Source organism: Erythrobacter sp. W302b (assembly GCF_046452395.1).
Lineage (GTDB): Bacteria > Pseudomonadota > Alphaproteobacteria > Sphingomonadales > Sphingomonadaceae > Erythrobacter.
The window spans coordinates 2597359-2623814 of record NZ_JBKFDH010000001.1 but is presented as its reverse complement, the minus strand read 5'-3'; the positions used below and the strand labels follow the sequence as shown (position 1 = coordinate 2623814).

At 64.2% G+C, this 26456-nt stretch carries 24 protein-coding genes and 1 tRNA gene; 14 read left to right on the top strand and 11 right to left on the bottom strand.

The window, feature by feature from the left end:
- The first annotated feature begins 2 nt into the window (after positions 1 to 2).
- From fliP to ACLBKT_RS12370, 6 genes are all read left to right on the top strand, one after another.
- Entirely contained in the window at positions 3 to 794 is a 792-nt protein-coding gene (fliP, locus tag ACLBKT_RS12395) for a flagellar type III secretion system pore protein FliP (RefSeq protein WP_410183687.1), read from the top strand.
- Positions 791 to 1063 carry a flagellar biosynthetic protein FliQ gene (locus tag ACLBKT_RS12390; protein ID WP_410183220.1) on the top strand — a complete coding sequence of 91 codons (273 nt, stop codon included), beginning with the start codon at positions 791 to 793 and terminating at the stop codon, positions 1061 to 1063. Before fliP ends, ACLBKT_RS12390 begins: the two co-directional genes overlap by 4 nt.
- A 4-nt stretch (positions 1064 to 1067) precedes the next feature.
- Complete coding sequence (locus ACLBKT_RS12385) at positions 1068 to 1853, top strand: flagellar biosynthetic protein FliR (protein ID WP_410183219.1); 786 nt, start codon at positions 1068 to 1070, stop codon at positions 1851 to 1853.
- Between the two features lies 1 nt (position 1854).
- The gene (locus ACLBKT_RS12380; protein ID WP_410183218.1) at positions 1855 to 2988 is read left to right on the top strand and encodes a flagellar biosynthesis protein FlhB; all 1134 of its coding nucleotides are present in this window, start codon (positions 1855 to 1857) and stop codon (positions 2986 to 2988) included.
- A 139-nt stretch (positions 2989 to 3127) separates the two neighbouring features.
- On the top strand, positions 3128 to 4558 hold the full coding sequence (gene fliD / locus ACLBKT_RS12375) for a flagellar filament capping protein FliD (protein ID WP_410183217.1): 1431 nt from the start codon (positions 3128 to 3130) through the stop codon (positions 4556 to 4558).
- 13 nt (positions 4559 to 4571) lie between these two features.
- Entirely contained in the window at positions 4572 to 4970 is a 399-nt protein-coding gene (locus ACLBKT_RS12370) for a hypothetical protein (RefSeq protein WP_410183216.1), read from the top strand.
- 43 nt (positions 4971 to 5013) lie between these two features.
- On the opposite strand, the gene ACLBKT_RS12365 is transcribed toward ACLBKT_RS12370, so the two are convergent.
- The 3 genes from ACLBKT_RS12365 to ACLBKT_RS12355 are packed head-to-tail and all read right to left on the bottom strand — an operon-like array spanning position 5014 to position 8522.
- Positions 5014 to 5886 (bottom strand): alpha/beta fold hydrolase, encoded by an 873-nt coding sequence (locus ACLBKT_RS12365; protein WP_410183215.1) that lies wholly within the window; start codon positions 5884 to 5886, stop codon positions 5014 to 5016.
- A 55-nt stretch (positions 5887 to 5941) separates the two neighbouring features.
- A complete protein-coding gene (locus tag ACLBKT_RS12360) occupies positions 5942 to 7420 on the bottom strand; it encodes a lipopolysaccharide biosynthesis protein (protein ID WP_410183214.1) in 1479 nt (492 codons plus the stop codon).
- Positions 7413 to 8522 (bottom strand): GNAT family N-acetyltransferase, encoded by a 1110-nt coding sequence (locus ACLBKT_RS12355; RefSeq protein WP_410183213.1) that lies wholly within the window; start codon positions 8520 to 8522, stop codon positions 7413 to 7415. Before ACLBKT_RS12355 ends, ACLBKT_RS12360 begins: the two co-directional genes overlap by 8 nt.
- Positions 8523 to 8725: 203 nt before the next feature.
- On the opposite strand from ACLBKT_RS12355, the gene ACLBKT_RS12350 reads away from it, so the two are divergent.
- Positions 8726 to 9232, top strand: a complete 507-nt coding sequence (locus ACLBKT_RS12350; protein ID WP_410183212.1) for a flavin reductase family protein — start codon at positions 8726 to 8728, stop codon at positions 9230 to 9232.
- Here ACLBKT_RS12350 and ACLBKT_RS12345 read toward each other — a convergent pair.
- Together ACLBKT_RS12345 and ACLBKT_RS12340 are read right to left on the bottom strand one after the other, a co-directional pair.
- Positions 9229 to 10341, bottom strand: a complete 1113-nt coding sequence (locus ACLBKT_RS12345; protein WP_410183211.1) for an S-(hydroxymethyl)glutathione dehydrogenase/class III alcohol dehydrogenase — start codon at positions 10339 to 10341, stop codon at positions 9229 to 9231. The genes ACLBKT_RS12350 and ACLBKT_RS12345 overlap by 4 nt on opposite strands.
- Before the next feature lie 20 nt (positions 10342 to 10361).
- The gene (locus ACLBKT_RS12340) at positions 10362 to 10547 is read right to left on the bottom strand and encodes a DUF5522 domain-containing protein (protein WP_410183210.1); all 186 of its coding nucleotides are present in this window, start codon (positions 10545 to 10547) and stop codon (positions 10362 to 10364) included.
- Between the two features lie 162 nt (positions 10548 to 10709).
- Between ACLBKT_RS12340 and ACLBKT_RS12335 the strand changes: the two genes are divergently transcribed.
- Both ACLBKT_RS12335 and ACLBKT_RS12330 read left to right on the top strand, forming a co-directional pair.
- Positions 10710 to 13136: a M1 family metallopeptidase gene (locus ACLBKT_RS12335; protein WP_410183686.1), complete on the top strand. Its 2427-nt coding sequence runs from the start codon at positions 10710 to 10712 to the stop codon at positions 13134 to 13136.
- The gene (locus ACLBKT_RS12330) at positions 13133 to 13651 is read left to right on the top strand and encodes a DUF6702 family protein (RefSeq protein ID WP_410183209.1); all 519 of its coding nucleotides are present in this window, start codon (positions 13133 to 13135) and stop codon (positions 13649 to 13651) included. Before ACLBKT_RS12335 ends, ACLBKT_RS12330 begins: the two co-directional genes overlap by 4 nt.
- Here ACLBKT_RS12330 and ACLBKT_RS12325 read toward each other — a convergent pair whose 3' ends face one another.
- The 6 genes from ACLBKT_RS12325 to ACLBKT_RS12300 all read right to left on the bottom strand — a co-directional run bounded on the left by ACLBKT_RS12325 (position 13652) and on the right by ACLBKT_RS12300 (position 22001).
- Positions 13652 to 15844: a putative bifunctional diguanylate cyclase/phosphodiesterase gene (locus tag ACLBKT_RS12325; protein ID WP_410183208.1), complete on the bottom strand. Its 2193-nt coding sequence runs from the start codon at positions 15842 to 15844 to the stop codon at positions 13652 to 13654.
- Between the two features lie 131 nt (positions 15845 to 15975).
- Positions 15976 to 16641, bottom strand: coding sequence for a TadE/TadG family type IV pilus assembly protein (locus ACLBKT_RS12320; RefSeq protein WP_410183207.1), 666 nt, complete (start codon positions 16639 to 16641; stop codon positions 15976 to 15978).
- Positions 16641 to 17246, bottom strand: coding sequence for a TadE/TadG family type IV pilus assembly protein (locus ACLBKT_RS12315; RefSeq protein WP_410183206.1), 606 nt, complete (start codon positions 17244 to 17246; stop codon positions 16641 to 16643). The genes ACLBKT_RS12320 and ACLBKT_RS12315 overlap by 1 nt, the downstream gene beginning before the upstream one ends.
- Positions 17246 to 19306 carry a TadE/TadG family type IV pilus assembly protein gene (locus ACLBKT_RS12310; protein WP_410183685.1) on the bottom strand — a complete coding sequence of 687 codons (2061 nt, stop codon included), beginning with the start codon at positions 19304 to 19306 and terminating at the stop codon, positions 17246 to 17248. Before ACLBKT_RS12310 ends, ACLBKT_RS12315 begins: the two co-directional genes overlap by 1 nt.
- A gap of 1531 nt (positions 19307 to 20837) precedes the next feature.
- Positions 20838 to 20924, bottom strand: a tRNA-Leu gene (locus tag ACLBKT_RS12305).
- A 120-nt stretch (positions 20925 to 21044) separates the two neighbouring features.
- Entirely contained in the window at positions 21045 to 22001 is a 957-nt protein-coding gene (locus ACLBKT_RS12300; protein WP_410183205.1) for a zinc-ribbon domain-containing protein, read from the bottom strand.
- Positions 22002 to 22166: 165 nt separating this feature from the next.
- On the opposite strand from ACLBKT_RS12300, the gene ftsE reads away from it, so the two are divergent.
- The 5 genes from ftsE (at position 22167) to ACLBKT_RS12275 (ending at position 26105) form a co-directional block, all read left to right on the top strand.
- Positions 22167 to 22907 (top strand): cell division ATP-binding protein FtsE, encoded by a 741-nt coding sequence (gene ftsE, locus ACLBKT_RS12295; RefSeq protein WP_410183204.1) that lies wholly within the window; start codon positions 22167 to 22169, stop codon positions 22905 to 22907.
- Positions 22904 to 23857, top strand: a complete 954-nt coding sequence (locus ACLBKT_RS12290; protein ID WP_410183203.1) for a cell division protein FtsX — start codon at positions 22904 to 22906, stop codon at positions 23855 to 23857. The genes ftsE and ACLBKT_RS12290 overlap by 4 nt, the downstream gene beginning before the upstream one ends.
- 10 nt (positions 23858 to 23867) lie before the next feature.
- The gene (locus tag ACLBKT_RS12285; protein ID WP_410183202.1) at positions 23868 to 24401 is read left to right on the top strand and encodes a YdcF family protein; all 534 of its coding nucleotides are present in this window, start codon (positions 23868 to 23870) and stop codon (positions 24399 to 24401) included.
- A gap of 26 nt (positions 24402 to 24427) precedes the next feature.
- Positions 24428 to 25090: a lysophospholipid acyltransferase family protein gene (locus ACLBKT_RS12280; RefSeq protein WP_410183201.1), complete on the top strand. Its 663-nt coding sequence runs from the start codon at positions 24428 to 24430 to the stop codon at positions 25088 to 25090.
- Positions 25091 to 25856: 766 nt separating this feature from the next.
- Complete coding sequence (locus ACLBKT_RS12275) at positions 25857 to 26105, top strand: GIY-YIG nuclease family protein (RefSeq protein WP_410183200.1); 249 nt, start codon at positions 25857 to 25859, stop codon at positions 26103 to 26105.
- Positions 26106 to 26456: the final 351 nt, after the last annotated feature.

Here is a 26456-nt window from a genome sequence, read left to right as displayed (position 1 = left end):
ACATGCGTGCAGCCTTGCTGTGCCTGATCGCATTAACCATGTTTGTTCTCCCCGGACTGGCCCACGCGGCCGCGCCTGCCATGCCTGCGCCTGACCCGGTCGCGGCGGGCGTCGGCACGGCGATCGAGCGCGCGCTGGGTGATCAGGGCGCGGGCGAGGATAGCCCGCTCAGCCTGTCGCTCCAGCTGCTGGTGGTGATGGGCCTGCTGACCATCCTGCCCGCGCTGGTGCTGATGATGACGAGCTTTCTGCGCATTCTGGTGGTGCTCGCGATCCTGCGGCAGGCGCTCGGCCTGCAAGGCTCGCCCCCGGGGCAGGTGCTCGCGGGGCTCGCGCTGTTCCTCAGCCTGTTCGTGATGGCCCCGACGCTCGATGTGGTGAACGCGCAGGCCGTCGCCCCCTATGCCGCCGGAAGCATCAGCGCGGACGCGGCGATCGGCAAGGCGGGCGAGGCGTTCCATGCCTTCATGATCGCCCAGACCCGCGAGGCGAACCTGATGATGTTCACCGATATTGCTGGCGGCGGCACGTTCAAAAGCGGCGCCGAGGTGCCCTTCTCGATCCTGCTCCCGGCCTTCGTGACGAGCGAACTCGAAACCGCCTTCCAGATCGGCTTCATGATCTTCCTCCCCTTCCTCGTCATCGACCTCGTGGTGGCGAGCGTCTTGATGAGCCTCGGCATGATGATGCTCTCCCCCACCATCATCTCTCTGCCGTTCAAGCTGCTGCTGTTCGTGCTGGTCGATGGCTGGGCGCTGCTGATGGGCTCGCTCGCCATGAGTTTCGCCACATGAGCGAGGATGCCGCCCTCCTCGCCTTGGCCGATCAGACGCTGTGGGTAACCGCGCTGATTGCCGGGCCGGTGCTGATCGCGACGCTGGTGGTGGGTCTGGTGGTCGGGGTCATCCAGGCCGCCACCTCGGTCAACGAACAGACCCTCTCCTTCATCCCCAAGCTGGCGATCACCGCGCTGGTGTTCGTGGTGCTGGGGGCGGCCATGATCGGGTTGCTGTCGGACTTCACCCGCGAGATCATGGCGCAGGTCGCCGGGCTTTCCGCGTGAGGCCATGAACGTCCTCGATTTCGGCTTCGGCAGCCTTGAGGCGCAGCTGTGGCAGATCGTCTTCCTGTCGATCCGCTGCGGCGCGGCGCTGATGGCGGCGCCGATGGTGGGCGGGGTGGCGGTGCCTGCCCCGGTGCGCATCCTGCTCAGCATCGTGCTCGGGTTCTTCATCGCGACCTGGGTGCCGCTCCCGCCCGCTCCTGCGATGCTGAGTTTCGCCGCGATCATCGCGGTGCTGCAAGAGGTGGCGGTGGGCCTGATGCTGGGCTTCGTGCTGCAACTCGCTTTCGCCATTCCGCTGATCGCCGCCGAGCAGATTTCCGGCACCATGGGCCTTGCCATCGCGACGGCGATTGATCCCGCCAGTGGCGCGCAATCAGGGGCGCTGGGGACGTTCTTCGGGCTGGTGCTCAGCCTGCTGTTCTACGCCATTGGCGCGCATCTGCTGTGGTATGAGCTGCTGATCGAAAGCTACCGCCTGCTACCTGCGGGCGCGTTCAGTTTCGGCGCGTGGCGCGCGCAGAATGTCGCGCTGTTCATGGGCTACGGCTTTGCGACGGCGGCCGCGATTGCGCTGCCGGTGGTGCTGGTGCTGCTGCTGGTGCAGGTGGTGACCGGCCTGATCGCGCGCTCCGCCCCGTCGCTCAACCTGTTCGCGCTGGGCCTGCCTGCCGGCGTGCTGGCGGGGATTGCGGCGCTGATCATCGCGCTGCCGGTGATGGTGCACCAGTTCAAGGGCGTGATCGAAATGGCGCTCGACCAGTCGCAAGCCCTGATCGGGGCGCGCTGAAATGGCCGAGGAAGCCGCTGGCGAAAAGACCTTCGCGCCCACCCCGAAGCGCCGTCAGGACGCCGCGAAGAAGGGCGATGTGCTGCGGTCGAAGGAGCTTGGCACGCTGGCCGCGACCGGCGCGGGCGCGCTGGGGCTGTTGGGGCTGGGGTCATGGCTGCATGACGCCATGGGCCGGATCGCGCGGGCGGGGTTCCACTTCGATCGCCGGGCGTTGGATGGCTTCACCCCCGGCGCGGCGCTGGGCGATGCGGCGCTGGCCGCGCTGCCGCCCGTCATGGCGCTGGGGCTGATCGTGGCACTGGTCACTGCCCTGTCGCAACTGGCGCTGGGGCAGGACGGGCGCTTCATCGCGGGCAATGCCGCGTTCAAGCCTTTGCGGATCAATCCGCTGGCGGGCTTCAAGCGGATCCTCGGCTGGCAGGGCTTGATCGAGCTGGGCAAGGGACTGGCCAAGCTGGGGCTGCTGGGCGGGATCGCGTGGTATTGGGCCAAGGGCCGGATGCCCGCGCTGCTGGCGCTTGGCACGTTGCCGCTGGAGGCGCAGCTGGGCCTTGCGCTTGAGGCCTTCACCAGCCTGATCGGCGCGCTGCTGATCGGCCTCACCGTGATCGCCGCCATCGACTACCCCCTGCAACGGTTCCAGCGCGACAAGCGGCTCAAAATGAGCCTGCAAGACATGCGCGAGGAGAACAAGCAATCCGAAGGCTCGCCCGAGATGAAAAGCGCCCGCCGCCAGCGTCAGCGCGATCTGGCGCGTGGCGGCGTGGCCAAGGCGATGAAGGACGCGCAGTTCATCGTCGTCAATCCGCTCCATTTCGCGGTCGCGCTGACTTACGATCCTGCCCGCGCGCCCGCGCCGCTGCTGCTGGCGAAGGGCCGGGGTGAAACCGCGCTCGCCATGCGCGAGATCGCGGCGGAGACAGGGCTGCCGGTGCTCGAATACCCGCAGCTCGCGCGTGCGGTCTATTTCACCACCCGGCCCAACCAGATGGTGCGCGAGGAATTGTATATCGCGCTCGCATCGCTGGTGGCCTTCGTCATGGCGCTGAAACGCGGCCAACGTCCGCGCCGCCCGGTGGTGGAGGTGCCCGCCGCCCTGCGCTTCGATGGGGACGGGAGAGTGGAGAGGTGATTGTCCCCTTTCTCCCCATCCCGGGCTTGACCCGGGACCCCGCTTTCTTTGCTGCAAACACAAGCTGGGCCCCGGCTCAAGGCCGGGGAGGGGAGAGCAGAGCCCTTAAACTTCCTCGCCGCTGCCCGTCCTGACAGGCATGACAACCGCAGGCTCCTCCATCATCTCCGCGCTTGGCGCTGGTAGTGGCGTCGATTTCATCAAGCTGGCGCAGGATATCTCTGCCGCCAGCTTTGCGGCGCAGCGAAATTCCATCACAGCGCGCCAGACCGCATTGGAGGCGCAGATTTCGGCGGCCGGGCAGCTGCGCGGCGCGATCACCGGGCTCGCAAGCGCGCTCGGTGATCGCATCCGCAGCGGCGATCTTGCGCCCAGGCCCGAACTGGCCAACCCCGCCGTCGCCAAGGTGACCGTGCCCGCTGGCCTTACCCCGCGCGGCAATTTCGCGCTGGAAGTCACCCAGCTTGCCCAAGGCCAGACGCTGGTGGGCCGTCCCTATGCCAGCCGCGATGCGCTGGTGGGCGAAGGCACGCTGACCCTGCGGTTCGGCACGGTCAGCGGCGCGAGCTTCACCCCCGATGCTGCGCGCGCGGCCGCCGCTATCGCCGTCAGTGCGACCGACACTCTCGCCACGCTGGCCACCAAGATCAATCAGGCGAGCGGCGGAGCGGTGCAGGCCTATGTCGCAGAGGGCGCCAGCGGCGCGCGGCTGGTGATGAAGGGGGGCGAAGGCTCGGCCAATGGCTTCGTGCTCGAAGCCGCAGGCGCGGGCGGAGCGGCGGCGCCGGGCGATCTCAGCTATCTGGGCTGGCAACCGGCGACCAACGCGGGCGAGTTGCAGGCCACCGCGCGCGATGCTCTGTTCCGGCTCGATACGGTGGAGCGCACCAGCCCCACCAACCGCGTCACGGGCCTGCCAGGCGGGTTCACCCTCAACCTCACCGCGACCAACACCGGCGCGCCGACCACCCTCAGCTTTGCCAGCAACACCGATGCGATTGCCAGCGTGATGAGCGATTTCGTCGCCGCCTTGAACAATGTCGTCAGCCAGCTCGCCGATGTCGCCGCGCCGATTGGCGGGGAACTGGGCAATGATCCCGGCGCGCGCGAATTGCGCCGCGCGCTCGCCGGGTTGGCGGGCCGGGTCGTCATGCCCGGCGCTGCCAATGGCGAAGCGCGCACGCTTGGCGATCTCGGGCTGGCACTGAACCGCGATGGCAGCTTCCGGCTGGACAGCGCGCGCCTCACCCGCTCGCTGGAGGCCAGCCCCGATGCCGTCGCGGCGATGTTCACCACCGGGGTCTCCGGCGTCTTTGCGACGATGGACCGCTTTGCACGGGAAAACAGTCTGGTCACCGATCCCGGAACGCTGGGCGGATCGCTCAAGCGGTTCGAGGCGCAGAAAGCCGCCAGTGATGCGCGGCTGGCGAAAGTTGCCGAGCAGCAGGACAATCTGCGCGAACGGCTGACCCGCGAATTCACCGCCTCCGAACGCCGTGTGGCAGCGTCGCAATCGACCTTGGCGTTCCTGCGCCAGCAGGTCGATATCTGGTCGAACAGCGACCGGTAAGGAGGAAGGCGCGATGCAGATGTTCAGCCAGAACCCCGCCGCTGCCTATCGCCGGGTCGCGCTGGAAGCCCGGATCGAGGCTTCGGGCAGCGCCGAGCTCACCCGCATCTGTCTGGAGGAGGCGCACGCCGCGCTGGGGCAGGCAATGCGCGCCGTAGAGCGGCCGTTGCCCGGTCATAGCGAGGCAGTATCGGGGTCTTTGCCGGGTTGTCGCGACGCGCTGAGCCGGGCGCAGACGATCCTGTTGTGGCTCGCCGGGTCGGTGGCACCGGACCATCCGCTCAGGCCAAGCCTGACGGCGTTCTATGGCGGGCTGGCGCGCCAGATCGGGGCCAATTGCCTACAGACGGACGCTCAGAGTATCGCGCAAATACAAAGCGATATCAGGGACGTACTTGAAGCGGCGGGCTAGGCTGTGGCTATGTTTCACGTGAAACATTTGGCGAACATTGCGGTCAGTCGAGCCACTCTGCGATGATCCGCGCCGCATCCGCCGGGTCCTGAAACGGGTGGAAATGGGTCATGTCAGGCCGGTAGAGGTCGGTCCCTTGCGGCAGCACTTGCGCCAATTCGGGCCAGGTCGGCGAGCTCTTGAAATCGTTGAGATTGGTCATCTGCGCCCGCACCACCAGCACCGGGATGTCGACCCGTTTGGCGGTCTCAACAATCGCGCCATTGCTGCGGCTCGACGCATAGACGCTGGCTTCGACTTCGGGGGCGCAGGCCAGTTCCAGCCCCTCGCCCGAGGCGGCCTCGGTCAAGCCATAGCGGCAGTAATCGGCGAAAACGCGGGGGTCGAACAGGTTGTACGGATCGCGGGTCTGGAAGCGCGCGATCATCGCCTCGGCGCTGGCGAAATCGCGCTTGCGGCGGATCGCGGGGTGGGGGTTGTCGGCGGTGTAGAGCGGCTGGCCGGGGGCGTAGAATTCCGGCGCGAGGATCACCGGATCGAACAGGACGAGGCGGCTGAACCGCTCCGGCGCGTCAGCAGCGACTTGCAGCAAGGTATGCGCGCCCATCGAATGGCCGATGCCGACCGCGCCGGTGATGCCCGCCTGGGCCAGGAAATCAGCGACATCGCGTGCCACGACCCGCCAATCGTCAATCGGCCCGGCGCGCGATTGACCGTGGCCGCGCAGGTCGATGGCGTAAGCGGGGTGATCGGGGAAAGCCTCGACAATCGCGTCGAACACCCGACCGTGGAACCCGGTCGCATGGGCGAAGACCAGCGGCGTGCCGTCTGTGTCCGAGGCCCATTCGTGCACGGCCAGAGCAATGCCGCCGGTGGGATAGAAGCGGGTGACGGGGGCGGGGCGGGTGGTGCTCATCCGCCTGCCCAACCGTATCACCGGCCGCAAGTCAATCGCACAGCTTTGCTAGGGGTCATTCGGCCGGAGCCGGTTCGGCCTCACCGCGATTGCGCAGGAAATGCAGCGCCTCGGCCATGCGGTCCGGGGCGATCAGGTGGAGCGCGCCGAGGTACAGGCCGACGCCGAGCAGCACCGCGCTCGCCAGCGCGACGATGTCCGGCACCGCTGGCAAGGCCCGCAGCATCAGCGCCACGCCCACCGCCATCATCAGCGCGGCGGCCAGTTGCGGGGCCAGCGCGCGGGCCAGACTGCCAATCCTCAGCCCGATGATCCCGCCCGACAGGATCACCGTTGCGCAGGTCAGCACCGCCATGCCGCCCACCCAGCCCCATGCAAAGCCTGTCACGCCCCAGTGCGATCCGATGAAATAGGCGCTCGGCATGACGACGCTGCCAATCATCGTGATCCGCAGCGCCGCCCACGGCACGCCGCGCGCATTGGTGGCAGGCGCGAACAGGATCTGGAGCGTCATCATCGCCATCGCCACCGACAGGATCGGCAACAGCGGCACAATCTCGGACCACTTGTCCCCCAGCAGCACCGGCACCAGCACCGGGGCTACCACGGCGAGCCCGGCATAGGCCGGCAGCGCCACCATCGTCACCAGCCGGATCGTCGCCAGCAGCGCCGATGCGGCCACATCCTGCTGGCGGGAATAGGCGGCATAGGCGACTTCGTTGATCGGCGGCACGAACTTGGCCGCGAGCAATTGCGCGAGGAACAGGCCGGTGGTGTAGACGCCGAGGCTGTGGGGATCGAGCACGCGGCCCGCGATCATCACGTCGGCCTGGCTCTGGACGAACCAGAACAATTGCGTCGCGGTCATCACTCCGCCGAAGCCGGCGATGTGGCCCGCGCCCGAAAAGCGGAAGCTGGGGCGGATCGGCGCGCCCGCGGCCCAAGTCATGCCGATCGCTTCGGTCAGCATCATCATCATCGGCGCGGCCACCAGCGTCCACACGCCCCAGCCGCTCAAGGCGCCCGTCAGGGCGGTGGTCGCCCCGGCAATCGCCACCACCAGCCGTACCTGCGCCGGGCGGCGGAAGTCCATCCGGCGGCTCAGCATCGCGTGCGGCAGCGCGCAGAATGGCACGGCGAGATAGAGCAGCGATTGCACCCGCAGTAGGTTTGCCACCATCGGCTGTTCGAACCACAGGGCCACCAGCGGTGCGGCGAGGAACTGAGTCAGCGCCAGCCCGCAATTGAGCAGGATCAGCATCCCCAGCGTCTGCCGCAGGCGCTCCTCCGTCACCTCCTCCTCGCGGATCAGTGCACTCGCCAGACCCCAGCCGTTCATCGTGCTGAGGAACATCAGCATCACCTGCGCCATCGCAAACAGCCCGTAATCCTCCGGCGCAAGCAGGCGGATCACGATCAGGGTCGAGGCCCAGGACACGAGCTGGGTCAGCACCTGACTGCCCGAGCGCCAGATCACCGCCGTGCGCACCTGCGCGGCGAGCGAGGGTTTGGAGATGGGGTCAGCCTCAGCCATCATTGGTCCTGCTCGGCATGATCGCGGCGGTGGCGGGGGTGGGCGCAAGTTCCTCGCCCCAGGCCTGCCCCAGCATTCGCGCGGCGGAACGGCTGCGGACGAACAGCAGATCGGCCATTTCGTAGCCTTCGACCGCGCCCATGACCTTCTTGTACCCGGTGTCGCCCACGCCCATGTCCATCACGCTTTGCCCATCGGCCATGGCGTCTTCGATCGCGCGGTAATTGGTGAGCTTGCCGATGCCGAGGTGCTTCAGGTCTTCGACATAGCTGCCGGCAATGCCATATTGCAGCGGTCCATCGTCGAGATCGAAGCTGAAGGCGACCGGGCGATCACCCATCATCAGGATCGTGGCGGAGAGATTTGCAGCGAGGACGGGATCGCTCAGCACGTGGCTCCACAAGGCGCGCTGGGCGGGCGTCATGAATTTCGCGCCGCTGCCATCGGTGGTGCGGGCGATCCAGCTTTCGGCTTCGACCCGCCCCAGGTCTTCAAGCGCGCCGCTGTCCCAGTCCGTCCCGCGCACATAGCGCCAACGCGGGGTGCCGTGATCGTCGAGCTTGCGCCACGCGGCGCGCAGTTTGCGGGCGGTTGATGCGCTGGGCCAACCCCGCTGGCGGGCCGCGTCGAGGTCGATCACCCAGCTCGTCCCGGCGGGGCGCGACAGCACGGTCCAGTTGGCCAGCTGCGCGGCGGCAATCAGCAGCGTGGTCGCCGGATCGTCACAGCGCGCCGGGCCGACCCGCCACACCGGGCCAAGACATCGCGCGGCGGGATGATCGAGAGCATGGGCGAGTTCGAACACATCGCAATCGGGCGCGAACAGCGGACTGCGCAGCGGCCAGTATGATCCCGGCACCTTGCGTCCGCGACCGATCATGGGGCCAAAGGCGATGGTCGGGATCGCAGCCAGCACCGGGCCGTCACCGCCGCGCCGCACAAGCAGCGTCCGTCCGCTATTGGGCGCGCGGGCCGCATACCAGGCGGCGCGCAGGAATCCGTGTCCGGCAAGATTGCACGCTGCAAGCGTGTTGATTTCAGGCGGGAAGCCCTCCACCGCTGCGACCGTCAGGCGGCTCGATGCAATGCTGCTCTCGTACATTCCTCACCTGCAGGGCCCGCGTGGGCGAAGCGCAAACCCTGCCATAGCGAGCGGGCGTAACCACGCGGTTAACCACAGGCCTGACAATCGGGCGCTTTCCCGTGATGCCGCAGGAACCGGGGGCGGCGGCAGTGATTGACACAGTGGGGCAGTGTGCCGATGACCCCGGATGCGCGCCTGTTCCTTGATCGCCGGAGACCTTCGTGCCTGCTTCTGCTCCGGATCGCTCTGCCGATACCCGCGCTTTCCGCCAAGTGATGGGGCAATTTGCGACCGGGGTGGCGGTGATCTCGCTGGTGCCACCGGGCGGCGGCGTGTCGGCGATGACGATCAATTCGCTGGTGTCGATCTCGCTTGATCCGATGCTGGTGAGCTGGAGCCTCCAGAATTCAGCCAGCCTCTATGAGGCCTATGCAGGGGCGGAGGCGTTTGCGTTCAGTATTCTGGCCGAGAGCCAGCAGGCGCTCGCCCGGCGCTATGCCGCACGCGGGGACAGCGCGCTTGATCCGGCGGATTTCGCGCCGGGGCCGAGCGGGCTGCCGGTGATCCGCGGCGCGCTCGCCCACATTGCCTGCCGCCGGTTCGCCCTGCACCCGGCGGGCGACCATACGCTGATCCTCGGCGCTGTGAGCGGAATTGCAGAGGCTGACACGGCGAGCGGCCGCCCGCTGCTGTTCTTCGGCGGGCGGTTTGGCGAGATGGCGCCTTAGAACACCACCACGCTGCGGATCGACTTGCCTTCGTGCATCAGGTCGAAGGCGGTGTTGATCTCCTCGAGGCCCATGACGTGGGTGATCATCGGGTCGATTGCGATCTTGCCGGTCATGTACATGTCGACGATTTTGGGCACATCAGTGCGGCCCTTGGCCCCGCCGAAGGCCGTGCCGCGCCAGTTGCGGCCTGTCACCAGCTGGAACGGGCGGGTGGCGATTTCCTTGCCCGCTTCGGCCACGCCAATGATGATCGAGGTGCCCCAGCCGCGGTGGCAGGCTTCCAATGCGGTGCGCATCACTTCGGTGTTGCCGGTGGCATCGAAGGTGTAATCCGCGCCGCCATCGGTCATTTCCACGATCTTCGCCACGACCTCCTCGCGGCTCATGCCCTTGGAGTTGAGGAAGTGAGTCATGCCGAACTGACGGCCCCATTCCTCGCGCGCGGGGTTGATATCGACCCCGACGATCAGGTTCGCTCCCGCCAGCCGCGCGCCCTGAATTACGTTGAGGCCGATCCCGCCAAGGCCGAACACCACGACATTGTCGCCCACCTGCACCTTGGCGGTGTTGGTGACCGCGCCGACCCCGGTGGTGACGCCGCAGCCGATGTAGCAGGCGCTCTGGAACGGCGCGTCCTCGCGGATCTTCGCCACGGCAATCTCGGGCAACACGGTGAAATTGCTGAAGGTCGAACAGCCCATGTAATGGTAAATCGGCTGGCCCTTGTAACTGAAGCGGGTGGTGCCATCCGGCATCAGCCCCTTGCCCTGCGTCGCGCGGATCGCGGTGCACAGGTTGGTCTTGCCGCTGAGGCACGACTTACACTGGCGGCATTCCGGCGTGTAGAGCGGGATCACGTGATCGCCCGGCTTCACGCTGGTCACCCCCGCGCCGACTTCGCGCACGATCCCGGCGCCTTCATGGCCGAGCACGGAGGGGAAGATGCCCTCGCTGTCGAACCCGTCCAATGTGTAGGCGTCGGTGTGGCAGATGCCCGTCGCCATGATTTCGACCAGCACTTCGCCCGCCTTCGGCCCCTCAAGGTCGAGTTCGACGATTTCGAGCGGCTTTTTCGCTTCGAAGGCAACGGCGGCACGGGTCTTCATGGGGCGGATTCTCCGGTTGGTCAGCGGCGCGTCGGTACGGCCTCGTGATCGTAAGGGCAATGCCGGCACGCCGATCCGCAACACTTCCCGCGCGCCAGGTGGGCGAGGCGGGTGAACACAGTGTAGCCGGTGTCAGGATCGCGATAGGTCGCCTCCCCGCGCGCGCAGGCGGCTTCGTGCAGGGCGTGCCATGGGGGGAGAGTCATGGTGCGAGGCGATAGAGCGAACCGCAGCCAGCGCCAATAGCGTGACTTCGATGCCGCATGATACACAATATCACGACCTGCGCAGCATAGTCACTTGCGCGCCCGCCGGTTTTGCGCTCTCACCCGCGTCTGCCATTTTCCCGGAGAGCGCCCTTGCGTTTCGTGCTGTTTGTCGCCGCCCTGTTCTTTGCCATCCCTGCTCACGCCCAGGGCGTGCAGCAGACCAAGGGCAATTTCGAGGACAAGTTCCGCCAGTTGGACGAGGTGCTGCCTGACGCCAACACCTATCGCAACGCGAGCGGCGCGCCGGGGCATGAATACTGGCAGCAGAAGGTCGACTACAAGATCGCCGCCACGCTCGACGAAACCAAGCGCCGCATCACCGCGCGGGCCACGGTGCGATACACCAACAATTCGCCCGACAGCCTGCCGTGGCTGTGGATGCAGCTCGATCAGAACATCTTCAAAACCGATTCGATGGCCGAGCTGACCGACGCCTTCGGCGGTCCCGGCCGGCGCGGGCCGAAGGTGACGCTGGGTTCCGGGAGCGAGCCGACCAAGCTGTCGTTCGAGGAGCTGCGCCGCCAGCAGGCGATGGCCGACAACCAGTATGGTTATGACATCAACGCGGTGACGCGCATGGACGGCGCGAAGCTGCCGCACACCATCGTCGGCACGCTGATGCGGATCTATCTGCCCGCGCCGCTGGCTCCGGGTGAGACCACCGAATTCGCCATCGAATGGGCGTTCAACATCGTCGAGGAAGACGCGGTCAACGCGCGTTCGGGTTACGAGCACTTCCCTGATGATCCGCGCAAGGGCGGGAACGACATCTTCCTCCTCGCCCAGTGGTTCCCGCGCATGGTGGTCTATTCGGACTACGAAGGCTGGCACAACAAGGAGTTCCTCGGCCGCGGCGAATTCACGCTCGAATTTGGCGACTACACGGTCGATCTGACCGTGCCTTCCGACCATATCGTTGCCGCCACGGGCACGATCCAGAACCCGGATGCGGTTCTCACCGCTGCCCAGCGTCAGCGGCTGGAAGCGGCCAAGGATGCCGCTGCGCCGATGTTCATCGTCACCCCGCAGGAGGCCGCGGCCGCGGAAGCCGGCAATCCCAAGGGCACCAAGACCTGGCAGTTCGCCGCGCAGAACGTGCGCGATTTCGCTTGGGCCTCCAGCCGCAAGTTCATGTGGGACGCGCAAGGGGTGAAGCAGCCGGGCGCCGAGCATGAAACCGTGCTCGCCATGAGCTTCTGGCCCAAGGAAGGCGGCGATCTGTGGAAGAAATATTCCACCGCCGCGGTGGCGCACACGCTGAAGGTCTATTCGCGCTTCAGCTTCGATTATCCCTATCCCACCGCGCAGTCCGTCAACGGGCCGGTCGGCGGGATGGAATATCCGATGATCACCTTCAACGGCCCGCGCACGACGCTGAACAAGGACGGCACGCGGACCTATTCGCTGGCCGAGAAGATGTTCCTCGTCGGCGTGGTGATCCACGAGATCGGGCACATCTACTTTCCGATGACGGTGAACTCGGACGAGCGCCAGTGGACCTGGATGGACGAAGGGCTGAACTCCTTCCTCGATTCGGTCGCGGGCTATGAGTGGGATCCGAACATGCCCTGGACCCGCAGTCTGGCGCGCGATCTGGTGCCCTACATGGTCTCGAACAACCAGCAGCCGATCATGACCCAGTCGGATTCGATCACTGACTTGGGCTCCAACGCCTATGGCAAGCCGTCGGCGGCCTATCACGTGCTGCGCGATACGGTGATCGGGCGCGAACGGTTTGACTTTGCGCTCAAGGAATATGCCCGCCGCTGGAAGTTCAAGCGGCCCACCCCGGCGGACTTCTTCCGCACCATGGAAGAGGCATCGGGCACCGATCTCGACTGGTTCTGGCGCGGGTGGTTCTACACCACCGATCACGTCGATATCAGCCTCGATTCGATCTACCGCCTGAAGATGGACAGCAAGAACCCCGACATCGACCTGCCGCGCCGCCGGCAGGAGCGGGCCGATGAACCGACCCCGGTCGGCATCCGCATGAACGAGGAGCAGGGCCTGCCGATCTGGGTGCTCGAAAACCCCGGCGTCACCGATTTCTACGACAAGAACGACGAATTCACCGTCACCCCCAAGGATACCAAGGGCTACAAGGACTTCCTCGACGGCCTGCTGCCGTGGGAACGCACCGCCTTTGACCGCGCGGTGAAGGAGGACGCGAACTATTACGTCCTCAACTTCAGCAACAAGGGCGGCCTCGTCATGCCGATCGTGCTGGGGCTGACCTTCAAGGACGGGTCGAAGGAAAAGCTCAACATCCCGGCCGAAATCTGGCGCCGTAACAGCAAGGAAGTGGCCAAGCTTCTGGTCTACCCCAAGGGCAAGGAATTGGTCGAAGTAATGGTCGATCCCGATTGGGAAACCGGCGATGCCGACCTTGAGAACAACCACTACCCGCGCCGCATCATCCCGAGCCGGATCGAGGCCTTTAAGGACGAAGCCAGCAAGTCGCGCGTCAGCCGCGATCTGATGGGTGAAGCCGCCGGGGCCGAGCCGGACAAGAAGAAGAAATGATCCGCTGCCTGCTGGTGCTGCTCGCCTTGGTGCTGGCCCCGATCGGGGCCGGCACTGCGGCTGCGCATCAGCAGAAGTTCACGATCAGCACGGTCAGCCTCAACCACCGCACCGGCATGATCGAGATTGCGCATCAGGTGCCGGTCCACGATGCCGAACATGCCCTGGTGGTGCAGCGGACCGGCAATCCCAACATCCACACGCCCGATATCATCGGCAGCGAGGACAGCCGCGAGGCCTTCGCGCGCTATGTCACCCGTCGGTTTCTGCTGGTGGTCAATGGCGAGATCATCACCCCCGATTACGTCGGCAGCGAGATTTCGGGGGGCAGCCTGTGGGTCTATCAGGAGACGCCCGCACCTGAAGGCGAAACAACGATCCGGGTCAATTCGCAGATCCTGACCGATGTCTGGGCGCGGCAGGAAAACCGGGTCAATATCGGCGGTGGCACCAACGTGCAGACCTTCATCTTCAAGTCCGGGGACGTGGCCCAGACCGCACCGCTCACGCGGTAATCACGCCCGGCGGCGCTGCGCCGTTCCGGTCCCGTCCTTATCGGCGAAGCGCGCCTGCAAATCCGCCAGCAACATCGGACGGCCATAGCGGTAGCCTTGGACGTGGCGGCAGCCGATGGCGCGCAGGAAGATCTCCTGCTCCTCGGTCTCGACCCCCTCCACCACGACGCGCAGGCCGAGGCTGTAGCCCATCTGCACGATCGCCTGAATGATCAGACGCGACTGGTGATCCTCGCCAATTCCGGCGATGAAATCGCGGTCGATCTTGACCTTGTGGATCGGGAAGGCGCGCAGGTGGGTGAGTGACGAGAACCCCGTGCCGAAATCATCGAGGCAGATGGTGAAGCCGCATTCATCCAGCATCGCGAGCGACGCGCGCAGCTGGCCGCCGGCGTCGATCAACATGGTCTCGGTCACTTCGATGGTGATGTTCTTGGGGCTGAGCGGGCTATCGTCGATCACGTCGATCAGATGCTGCACGAAATCGCCGCGCCGCAGATCGGCTTCCGACAGGTTGAGCCCGATCCGTGTGTCTGGGCCGAACAGGGCGAGGATTGCGATGCCATCGGCCACCACTGAATCAAGCATCACCCGGCTGACCCGGCGCGACAATTCGGGATCGAGCAGGGCGGCGAACACGTCGCTCGCCGCCAGCAGGCGCCCATCCTCGTCGCGCAGCCGCAGCAGCGCTTCGACCGAGACGACTTCGCCGCTCTCCAAATCCACGATCGGCTGATAGGCCGCCAGTGCCCGCCCGCTGTTGAGCGCCCCGCGCAGCTGCGCGATGGCGGTCTGGCGTTCGGACTGGCGCGCTTCGATGTGATGGTCCCAGCACACCACGGCGCCGCGCCCGGCCTCCTTGCCGCGATACAGCGCAAGGTCCGCCCGGCGCATGATTTCCTCGCTGCTCGCCGAGGTGCTCATCTGCGCCACCCCGCAGGTCGCACCGATCTTGAGCATGGTGCTGCCGAGCGGCGGCATCTCCTCGAATTCGGCCAGCAGACCCTCAAGATAGTGGGTCACTTCGTCGAGCGTCATCGCGGGCGGGAACAGCATGGCAAATTCGTCGCCACCCCAGCGCGCCAGAAACATGCCCGGCGCAATCCGCGTCGTGAGCTGTTCGGCGATGGTTTCCAGCACCCGGTCCCCGACCAGATGGCCCAGCGTGTCATTGACGTCCTTGAAGCCATCGAGATCCAGCAAGGCGATCGTCACCGGCTCGGATTCGACCTCCTGCATCACCCTGGCAAGCCTGCGATCAAAGCTGGCGCGGTTATAGAGCCCCGTCAGCCGGTCACGTTCGGCCGCACGGTTCAGGGCGACATTGCGCAGGTGTTCTTCGGTGCAGTCGAGGATGATGCCGGCAACACATTCGGGCTGCCCGTCGACATCCATCCGTTCGCCGACCACGCGGATGCGGCGTCGTTCGCCATCGCGGCGGCGGATGGTGGTCTCAAAGCTGAAGGGTTTGCCGTCTTCAATGGTGTCGTAGATCGCCTTGCTGACCATCGGGCGGTCTTCGGGCTGATAGAGCTGGACCACATCGGGGACGCTGACGGATCGGCCTGGCTCCAGCCCGGCGATATCGAACACCTGATCGGACCAGTGGAGCTGCCGGGTGGCGATATCGACCCGCCAGCTGCCGACATTGACCGCGCGTTCGGCCTGGCGAAAGACCTGGGTCGATTCCTGGAGCGCAGCATTGGCCAGGCTCAGCGCGCGGGTGCGGGCATTGAGAGCAAGGCTTTGTTCGGCCAGCTCGGCCAGCATTGCCAGCGGCGCGATCTGTTCGGGCTGGAAGGCCTTCGCTTCGGGCGAGACCACACAGAGCGCGCCCAGCAGCACACCCTCGTCCGAACGGATCGGCACGCCGAGATAGGAGCGAATCAGAGGGGTGCCGGTGACAAGCTGGCTGTCACGCAGCCGGTCGTCGCTACGAGCGTCCGCAATCAGCAGCGGACCCGGATTCAGCACGCAGATGGTGCAGAAGGGATCTTCGATCGGGACTTCCAGCACATCGGTACGGGTGCGCCCCAGAAACCAGTGCCGTTCCTGCTCGATCACGGAGAGCAGCGCAATCGGACAGTTGAACATGGTGCTGGCGAGATGCGTGATGTGTGAAAAGACATCACGATCAGGAATCGCCTGAAGTCCGCGATCGCGGATGGCCGTGAGACGGGGTTGATCTTTCACCCGCGCACCCATGCCCGAAAGCCCTTAATAAAGCGTCGATAGGGGGCTGAGTATCCGACGAAGATGGTGGCGTGCGCCGCGCTATCGGCAAGGTCAGGGAAGAGGCAGCCTACCATTGCGAAGGTTCGGCACTAGTCACACAAGGACGGTGCAACGCGCTCCGCATTGCGCGGTCCGGAAAGATCCCGACTTGCTCTGGTATTGAACGCCGCAAATTCGGTAATCGGTCCGGTTTCCACGCCCGTTACGGGGAAGATCGGCTCGTAGCTGTAGTAGATTTCGGTCACCATGATCGAGGTGCCGGCAGGGGCCTGCACACGCCGGTTCTGCGGACCCATGCCCTGGAACGATGTGCCGCTTTTCCCCTCACCTTCGCTGCCATAAGCGGAGCTGAACGTGCCTTCGCCATAGCATCGCTGCCACGCAATCCACTGGCCGCCATCGGCATTTCGCTGAAGACTGGACAAGATAATTCTTCCATTCCGTTCAAAATCCGGAAGATTGTCTTGCAGTTGCGCGCCGATGAACACATCGTTGATTTCGGCCTCGGAGATCTGCTGGATGCTCAGGCCTGCGCTTCGTGTTCCCATCCGTGACGCATTATCGGTGACCAGAACCGCGAGGTCTCCGACCCTTTTTATCGCAAGGACGTAGTTCGCCAGCTCCAGCCCGAACGCGGTCATGATCAGCAAGATCGGGAGCGCGAACGCAAACTCCGTGAGCGCCACACCGCGGGCATCCCGCAGGATATTCCTGCCGGTTGAAGCCGTGCCTCGCGTTCTTTTGACAGAGAACATCACGCACATGTCCCCGACATCGGCTGAGACTGCTGATCGAACGGTTGGTTCTTCAAGATCGTGCGGGCTTGTATCTCGACGTCATTTTCCATGCCGAACAATTCAGCCACCGGGAAAAACCGCGCATATCGCAAGGTAGCGGTATAGATAACGACATCACGCGCCCCTCCCGCTCCGGCTCTGGCTCCGTTCAGATCGAACCGGCTGTTGCCGTTGAGATCAAGGTAGCTCTCCCCGACATCGCATTTGTCGTTGTCATTGGCATCCACGAAAGGTTCGACGCGCGTTTGGGCTAAACCGTAAGTATTGAACGATTCTCGTTCGAAGGTGACTGCGCCATCCGGCACGATCAACCTGACCTTTTCAGCGACACGCGCATCCATGTCGGCTCGACTCTTGTCAGTGGCGCTCTCAAGCGCTGAGGCGCGGCCAACGGCATTGACCTCTCCGCTCAGGATAGAGCGCGCATAGGCCATAAAACCCATGTCAAAAATGAACATGATGATGCCGATGAATATCGGAGCAACAACGGCGAATTCGACGATTGTCGCTCCCGACGTATCACGGCCAAGGCTTCGATTGATCAAGAGGGGCCGCATAACCATCAATTGGTCAACCTGAGCTCGGCCATCTGCGTTGCAATTTGGGTGAAGGCATCGGTCAATTCGGCCGCGTTTCGTGCTTCGAACGCCTTGTCAGGCGAAGCACAATCGATCAGGAGTTGATCGAGCTTGGTGCCAAAAGCGATCACCCAAAGCGTGATGTTCTTGTTGTTCTTCGCGATCGAGCAAAGCTCGATGAGGCGCTGTTCAGACACTGCATCTTCCGTAGCTCTCGTCGGAAAGGAATCTGTCGGTGTGCGACGGCGTGCGACACCGGCAATGCCCCATGCTGAATAGGTGAACGGCCTTGTGTCCTTCTGCCCATCCACCATCAGGATCATATGCCGCTGCACGGCGCCGCCAGCATCTGCCGCACGGTTTTCTGCACCGAACAGCCCCTCGCGTGACATCAGGCGCAGGCCCCAGAGCATGCCGATCTCGTGATAGGTATATCCCTGGGGCCGCAGTGAGCCGAGATAGGTCAGGAGATCCGCCCTCGAAATTTCACCAAGCTTGCGCGCGGGCGAGGGGCAGGCCCCTTCATAATTGCCGAAGTTGCCGCCAAAGGGATTGAAGTAGTTGTACGTCGATTCCAGCTTGATCTTGCGGGTGTAGGTCGGCGCCAATTGGCTGAACACCCACCGCGCATCGACATTCGGATTGGTTGAGACGCGGGTCTCACTCTCTCGAATGTTCGTTGTCACGTTTCGCGCGTATACCAGCGCCGGCAGGTAAGGCTTCCACTGTGTGTCAGGCTTCGAAGTGTCCGGGATGAGATCGATGTCCATATCGTAACGCGACGTCAGGAATGTTTCATTCGTTCGCCGCGTGGCCCGCTCCTCGATGCATGCGCGATCACCATCCGGCCATCGGATGGTGCGGTTCGACTGATCATCGTTCACAGGTGCGGTGAAGCTTCCGCCGGAGACAGGGTTAGCGCCGGGACCAGGGCCCTTCAGAGCCCGAAGGTCGTATTGGACCGGTCGATAAATCCAGTGGCGCGCAGTGTTTGTGGTCGGCGAAGTCCCGGTGGCTGTATTCTGCCGGACCGTTTCCGTCAGCCGTTCGCGATAATCGACCCAGTCACGGGGCGTGATCCAGCAATTGCCGCTGGGATCGCGCTGGACGGTGAATTGTGTCCCATTAAGCGTCCGGAGGCGCGTACGCGAGCGCGGCAGCGCCGTGGCTGAAGGGTCCCAGTCGCTCCATGGCGTCAACTCCTCGCGCCAATTCTCGCGAGGAATGCTTGTCGGGCAGTTTTCCGATGGCCCGCGATAGCGAGGGCGGGCCGTACTTGTGCCGCTCACATAAGCCGCCGTTGTTTGGCTCGTGGTGCTGGGAGGCGCGCTTCCGTTCGTCGTCCACGTGTGAATCCCATCGGGCTCGCGCGAGTCATAGGTCCCGAAATCCTGAATCCAGTCCTTGCTGAGCAACGCGCCCACGTTCACGGTCTGGGAATATGGCACGAAGCCGTAACGGATCCGCGCCCCTTGGGGCTTTGCGGTCTCCAGCGTATCGAAGAATGATGTGACGGCGCTTGAAAGTGCATCGATGCGTCTGACGCTGTCGCCTGGATTGTTGTCATTCATCGACAGGGTCGTGTCCAGGACCATCATGACATCGGTATTGGGCAAGTTTAAATTCGCCGAGCACGTGACGGCCACTTCCTGTTCCTCAACGCCGAAGAAGGTCATCAAGGTCATCGGAACTTCAGCAGCAGCCGTGCCTTCCACCGTGCCACCCCTGGTGGCCGAAAAGGTCGCTGTCAGGTCACCCGTAGCATACCTTCCCTCGGGGAAATTCGCGCGAAAATAGGTGTCAGCCACCTGCTTCGTCGCTTTTGTCCAGTTCAGGCCGCTCATTGAGCGCCGGGACGCCAAGGCGCCGGCATCGCAAGCCGATTGAAGCCGTGACTGCACGAGATACATGCGGCTGAGATCAATGCCGCCGCCAACAAGCGCTATCATGGGCACGATGGCGGCTGCGGTCATGGCGAGCGTGTTTCCCGCGTCGTTGCGAATGACGGACCGAATAAATGACAATCCGAGCGATCTCCGAGCCATAATCAAGCGCGCCCCTTGTAGCTTAAGTATTCGCGGAAAGCTGTTAAATGAAACTGTCAGCCACCAGCCTTCGGATAACCCTATCGGCCGATCGTAAATAAAGGGTTAATGCGTTGATTCAACACCCTGAAATTGCGCCGTATTCTGGATGGCGCAATCGGCGAATGACCGGTTGAGGGCATGGGCGCAGCGATAGTCGAGCGCCTGAATGACCGCTTATATCTTTGTTAATCTGAACCAATCTCTGCCATTGAGATACGTTTTGATTAGATCAGTAATATCCATGATATTACGATGACAGATTGGCGTCTATTCGAATACCCCTATCGTCAATTCATGCTCTCGTCTGCGCCAATATCCTGCGCTTGGGGTCGCCATGCATCCCATTGCTGCTACGAGGAGCAACAAGGGGAAAATGCGGAGTGAGAGCCAGGTGAGGCTTTCCCAATACATCAACGGGAGTTGAATATAGAGGGACATTTTTACGATGACTGAAGTCCCTATCAGGCAGACAGAAAAAAGAAATCGCTGTATTGAGGTAAGGTACCACAGAGCCAAGTTTGAAAAGAAGCAGAAAGTCGACGATAACAAGATTCGCGTCGAGGCAATTTCATCACCAGATATTGCGGCGTATTCGATAATCGCGGCGGCCTCTAGCAAGAAGGCGCCCCAAAACAGAATATCGAATGCCAAGACAGTGACGGGTTTCTTCCGGGCCACGGCCAATCATCCCATTGGATCATCGCAGGAAGGGGGCGGGCAGACTGCTGGCCAAAGCCGCAATCCGTTTCCGAGCGCTCCGGCCATCGGGAGGGTGTCGCCCGGGTCGTCACGGAGCGCGCGCCGAATCGGCGCTGATGCGAGCAATCTTCGACCCATAAACAAGCGTACCCTTTATCGTGTAAGTATCCATCCAAGATCATCAAATGAAACCGGATGTCCTTTGCGTGCCAATTCATCTACGGGCTAGTGGTAAATGGAAGGTAAACGAGAGGATACAAAGCGCTGAAATAACGCCGAAAATGGCGAATATGCAGTAGCAGGTGAGCGCTGGTCGGCTTGTCGAGAATTGGACGTCTGCGACGCTGACGTGCTGGATTGGCGACAGAACCATCTGATAATCGCAACCTTTGTGCGATGCTAGGGCACACTTTGTCTCAATAAGATGTGACTTCGCCAATCTGAGAATTGATTATAAGTATATGTTCGCTTGGCTTGGTCCTAAATCTTCCGTCTCATTTTATAGACACAAGCACGTAAGGCGATCATGCGCACGGGTGTCCCTCTCAGTACCAATATCAGAGAAATCTGTAGTTTCAGCAGGTTTTGTTCGCGGCCTGACGCAGTGCAGTTGCATGTGCGGCTCGCATTTTCATGACAGAGACCTGGGAAGGCAGGGCCGGGCGATCCGGCGCGTCGCTAGTGCCTGAGCACATCCTGGCTGATCACAGCCCCAAAGGCCTATAGGCCTGCGCCACTTCCGCGGCGCGGACTGCCCGAAGGCTAAATCTGAATTTCAGGAGAGACTGTTTGGTGCGGTCGAGAAGACTCGAACTTCCACGGGCTTTCGCCCACAACGACCTCAACGTTGCGCGTCTACCAATTCCGCCACGACCGCACTCGGGTTTGCCGGGGCAGCCAGAGTGCTGGCCCCGCGGTAGGAGCGCGCCCCTAGCAAGGGGTATGGCGGCGCGCAAGCTCTTTGACGATGGCTTGTGATCAGCGGGTCGTCAGGGGGTCAGTTGGGCGCCCAGCCGATGGCGGCCTTGGCGGCACCGGGCGGGATGTTGGTGATCGCCTGAGTGACGGTGATCGTCTCACCGGGGGCGAGGCGGCGCTTGGCCGGGGTGACCGGCCAGTCGCCGATGTTGCGATCGCGCCGGTCGCTGAACACCACCAAGAGGTTGGGGACATCCAGGCTTTCGCGCCCATTATTGGTGATCGTCCCGCGGACCCCGAAAATCTCCTCGCCGGTTTCGAGCATCTTCTTCTTCTGCTCAGCGGGCGGGAAATCGAGCTCCAGTCCGGGACGGCTGACACCGAAGGTCGGGCGGCTGATCGGCACCCACTCGGGCAGGCCGTAGTAGTTCACGGCGAGTATCGTGCCCAGCACCATCGCGGCAAACAGCATCGCCGCCAGCGTCCACATCCGCAGCGTGTTGCGCCGCCGGGTAAAGGGCGCCCGGTACCCGAACTGCGAGCCCCCATCCTCGTCACTGTCCTCGTCCTCGAAGGGCGGGTCAGACATGTCGTCGACAATCGCGGGCGGCTCTGGCGGTGCCGCTTCGACAGGCGGTGTGCCGCGCGTAGCGAAACCGCGCCGTGACGCAGGGGCGGCGACGGCCGTGTCTTCATCGCTTGCGACGGGCGCAGCGGGCGGCTCGGGCGAGCGCCAGTGGCTGACCGAGGGGCCGGCGGTTTCCGGTTCGGGCGCGGGCGCGGCCGCGAATGGAGGCGGGGGCGGCGGCGCGACCGCCGCAGGCTCGGCCGACGGCGGCGGCGCGGGCGGCGTAGCGGCAGGCTCGACCGGGGCCGGGGAAGGCGCTTGCGACGCCACCGCATCCTCAGCCGAGGGGGGCGGATCCTGAAACCAGCTGTGCTTGCACTTGGCGCAGCGCACGGTGCGGCCCTCACTGCCGATGGCGGCATCGGGCACGGCGTAACGGGTGCCGCAGGCTGGGCAAGCGATGATCATGTCACAAATTGCATACTCGTCACACTCTCGTGCACAAGACCAACTGCGGCAGAGCCCCCTATTTACTCTCTGTTTTCCACATTACGGGGCGTAAATCAGTCGATCTATGGTCTGCATTGCGATCTCCGACTTCCCCCGTGCCTGCCCCCCTGATAGGTGCGCGACATGAATGATCGCCTCGCCGGACACGTGAAATTCGACAATGTCGGCTTGCGCTACGGCACCGATCCCGAAGTGCTGAGCAATCTTAGCTTCACGCTGTATCCCGGCAGCTTCTACTTTCTCACCGGCGCGAGCGGGGCGGGGAAGACATCGCTGCTGAAGCTGCTCTACCTGGCGCAGCGGCCATCGCGCGGGGCAATCCGCATGTTCGGGCAGGATCTGATCACCATGCCGCGCGAGCGCTTGCCGGAGCTGCGGCGGCGGCTGGGGGTGGTGTTCCAGAACTTCCGGCTGGTGCCCTATCTCACCGCCTTCGACAATGTCGCGCTGCCGCTGCGGCTGGCGGGAACGGACGAGAAGAAGGTGGTCAAGTCGGTCGGTGACATGCTCGACTGGGTCGGCCTGTCGCACCGCGCTCATGCCGTGCCGCCCACTCTGTCGGGCGGGGAGCAGCAGCGTGTCGCCATCGCCCGCGCGGTGATCGTGCGGCCCAAGATGCTGATCGCTGACGAGCCGACCGGGAACGTCGATCCCGACATGGCGCTGAAGCTGCTGCGCCTGTTCGAATCCCTCAACAATCGCGTCGGTACGACCGTGGTGGTGGCGACCCACGATGTCCACCTGCTCAAGAAGGTGCCGGATTCGCTGATCATGCGGCTGCACAAGGGCCAGCTGTCCGACCCGACCGGCGCATTGCGCTATCCGCCGCGTGCGGTCTCCCCCGGCGGAGGCGAGGCCGAGTGAGCACGCTGCCCCCGCTCCCGGCCGAGCCCGAGACCGAGACCGAGGCGGTCAAGGCGGCACCCGTCCGCCCGCGCGGGCGCGCCGCCGCGCGGCTGCTGCCCCCGACGCGGCTGACCGGACCGATCCCGTGGGTGATCGCGATCCTGATCGCTCTGGTGGTGATCGCTGCCGCAGGGGGGCTAGCCCTGCGCAACCTCGCTGCCAACGCGCGGTCTGATCTCTCGAGCGCGGTCAGCGTCCAGGTGATCGAACCCAACCCCGATCTGCGGGCAGAGCGCGGCGCGGCGGCGGTGAAGGTGCTGACCCGGATGGAGGGCGTGCAATCCGTGCGGCTGGTGCCCGAGGCGGAGCTGGTCGCCCTGCTCGAACCCTGGCTCGGCGAAGGGGCGAGCGGCGATGATGTGCCGATCCCGGCGCTGATCGATGTCGAGCTGACCGACAGCGCCAGCCGCGCGGACATCGCGCGGATCGAGAGCGCGCTGGCCGCTCAGGTGCCCGGTGCGCGGGTCGATGCCCAGGGCGATTTCCTGCGTCCGGTCTATGATGCGCTGTCCGCCATGCAATATCTCGCGCTCGGCCTGATCGCGCTGGTCGCGCTGGCGACTGCCGCAGCGGTGTGGCTGGCGGCGCGCAATGCCTTTGCCGGCGCGCGCGACACGGTCGAGATCATGCACCTGCTCGGCGCCAGTGAAAAGCAGATGACGGCGGTGTTCCTGCGCGATGTCCTGCGCGAAGCGGTGTTCGGCGCGCTGGCCGGGGCCGGGCTCGGCGTTGGCGCGGTGTGGCTGCTCGGCCAGCAATTCGCCGCGCTCGACAGCGGAATGGTCGGCAGTGGCGGTTTGGGACTGAGCGATTGGCTGGTGATCGCGATGATCCCGCTGATCGGCGTGCTGCTGGCACTGGTGACGGCACGGATCACCATTGCGCTTGCCTTGCGGGACATGCTTTAGGCTCAGACCCATGATCCGGCGTGTCGTCTCCTTGATGTTTCTCGCGTGGGCGATCGGCTTCCTGTGGTTTGCCGTCGCCCTGCCCAAGCCCGTGGCCGGAGCCGTGACCACCGATGCGGTGATCGTCGTCACCGGCGGGCCGGGGCGGATCGCGCGCGGGCTGGAGGTGCTGGACAAGGGACTGGCGGACAGAATGCTGGTCAGCGGCGTCGATTCTGAAGTGCGCCCCGGTGAGTTCGCTGCCGAATTCGGCGTCTCTCCGGCCGAGATGGCCTGCTGCGTCACCCTGGGCTTTGCGGCGGTCGATACCCGATCCAACGCCGCCGAAACCGCCAAATGGGTCGCGCAGAAAGAGGTTCGCTCGCTGCGCCTGGTGACGACCGACTGGCACATGCGCCGCGCGGCTGGCGAGCTTGACCGCGCGCTGCCCGATCACGTCACCGTTATCCGCGATGCCGTGCCCTCGCAGCCCGATCTCGGCACGCTGTTCCTCGAATATCACAAGTTGATCGCGAGCCGTGCGGCGGGTCTGGCTGACCTTTGACCTGGTTGCTGGCGGCCCTGCGTTCCTTGGTCTTTTACGTGCTGTTCTACGGGGTCAGCGCGGTGCTGGTTGTCGCTTCGGTGGTGGCCGTGGTGGCGCAGCGCCGCTGGCTCGGCCCGATTGTGGAGCGCTGGGGGCATTGGCACCTGTGGTGCGTTCGCCATCTGCTCGGCATCGAGGTGGTGCTGGAGGGCGCCTTGCCCGATGGCCCGGTGCTGATCGCGATCAAGCATGAGAGCTTCTTCGAAGCGATCGACACCCCGCGCCTGTTCACGCTCCCCGCGGTGTTCGCCAAGCAGGAGCTGTTCGCGATCCCCGGCTGGGGCTATTCGGCGCGGACCTACGGGCTGATCCCGGTGGCGCGCGACAAGGGCGCCACGACGCTGCGGGCCATGCTGGCGCTGGCCAAGCAGCGCCTCGACGAGGGCCGCCCGCTGGTGATCTTCCCCGAAGGCACCCGCGTCGCCCCCGGCACCCGCCCGCCTCTGCAAGCGGGCTTTGCCGGGCTCTACAAGCTGCTGCGCCTGCCGGTGGTGCCGATCGCGGTGAATAGCGGCGCGGCCTATCACCATCTGGTGAAGCGCCCCGGGCGGATCACCTACAAGGTCGGCGACATGATCCCGGCCGGGCTCCCGCGCGAGGAGATCGAGGCGCGGGTGCATGACGCGATCAACGCGCTGAACGGGTAGGCGCGCGGGGCGTCATGTCCGCTTTAGGGGTGAAGTTGAACCTGTCGGAATGGCGGGAAGTGGGTGGAAAACGGTCAATCGCGATCGAGCATTTCGGCATCGCGTTTCGCCCTACGGCGTTCTGCCTCACGGGTCCTCTCTTCGTCCCAAAACTTTCGCTGACGCTTCGCCCAGCGCCAGTTGACGAATGCGAACGGCCAAGGTGCCCAAAGGCTTAGAAAGACCAGCCAGCCTCCCACTCCCTCACGCAAAAGATATGGGCTACAGGGGTAGGAGAACAACATGGCAATCTTTGCTGATCGCCGTGCGCTGTATTCGTCCAACGGCAACCCAGTGCAGCTTTCTATGTAATCAGCGTTCAGTGCAGCGATAAGCACGCCAACAACGACAGCGATCGCTGGCCACCAGCGCGAGATCGGAATGCCCGATCCGACCTTTCTGAAATGCCGTTCTTCGTCTGTCAGACTGCGTCGCCCCATAGACGCTTTTCGCATTGGTTCATAATGACCGCAACGGGGTCGATAGCTGCAGGGCAGGAATTTTTCGCGACCGGGGTCAAGCCGACACGCCGCTTTCGGGGTCGCGCATCCGCCTTGCTCATGGCAACTCATGGGTGGGGAGCTGACTTCACCCCTCATCGTCGCCCCGTGCCTGACACGGGGCTTGGCTTTTCTTTCTCCCCGGTTGCGGCGATACCCGGTGCATGGAGAGGGGTGGCTGGGTCTACATCATGGCAAACCGCTAACGCGGCGGGATGTATGTCGGCGTGACTGCGGATGCTCTCGCCCGCGTCTATCAGCACCGCGAGGGCACGGGTTCGCGCCATGTCGCTGATTTCGCAAAGACCCGGCTTGTTTATGTCGAACGCCACGACACCATCGAAGGCGCGATCGCCCGCGAGAAACTCGTCAAGAAATGGCGGCGCGAATGGAAGTTTGCGCTGATTGAGGCGGACAATCCCGAATGGGCCGATTTATGGGCGCAATGGTTCGCACCCGACGCTGAGCCAAAGTAGCCAAGCCCCGTGTCAAGCACGGGGCGACGATGAAGAGGGATGGCCAACTTGGGGGCCAAAGCCGCCATTTCCTACACCCCTGCCCGCCGCTACAGATTGCGCGGCTCTTTGGCATTGTCAGACCCCCCATCGCGACCGTTAGGGGCGAATTTCCGCGCGCGCGTCCTGTGTCCGTCCGCCCGGCCTTCTGGCCTCAAGCTTCTGAAAAACAGGCGATAATCCGGAATCCGCAAAGGTGACACGGTGTCACCTTTGTCAACTTTGTTATTTTGTTGCGCGACCCGCTCTGCCGGCCGGAGGAAAGCGCTGATCCGGTCCGCCAACGGACGGACCGCAAGCGCGAACGCGCGC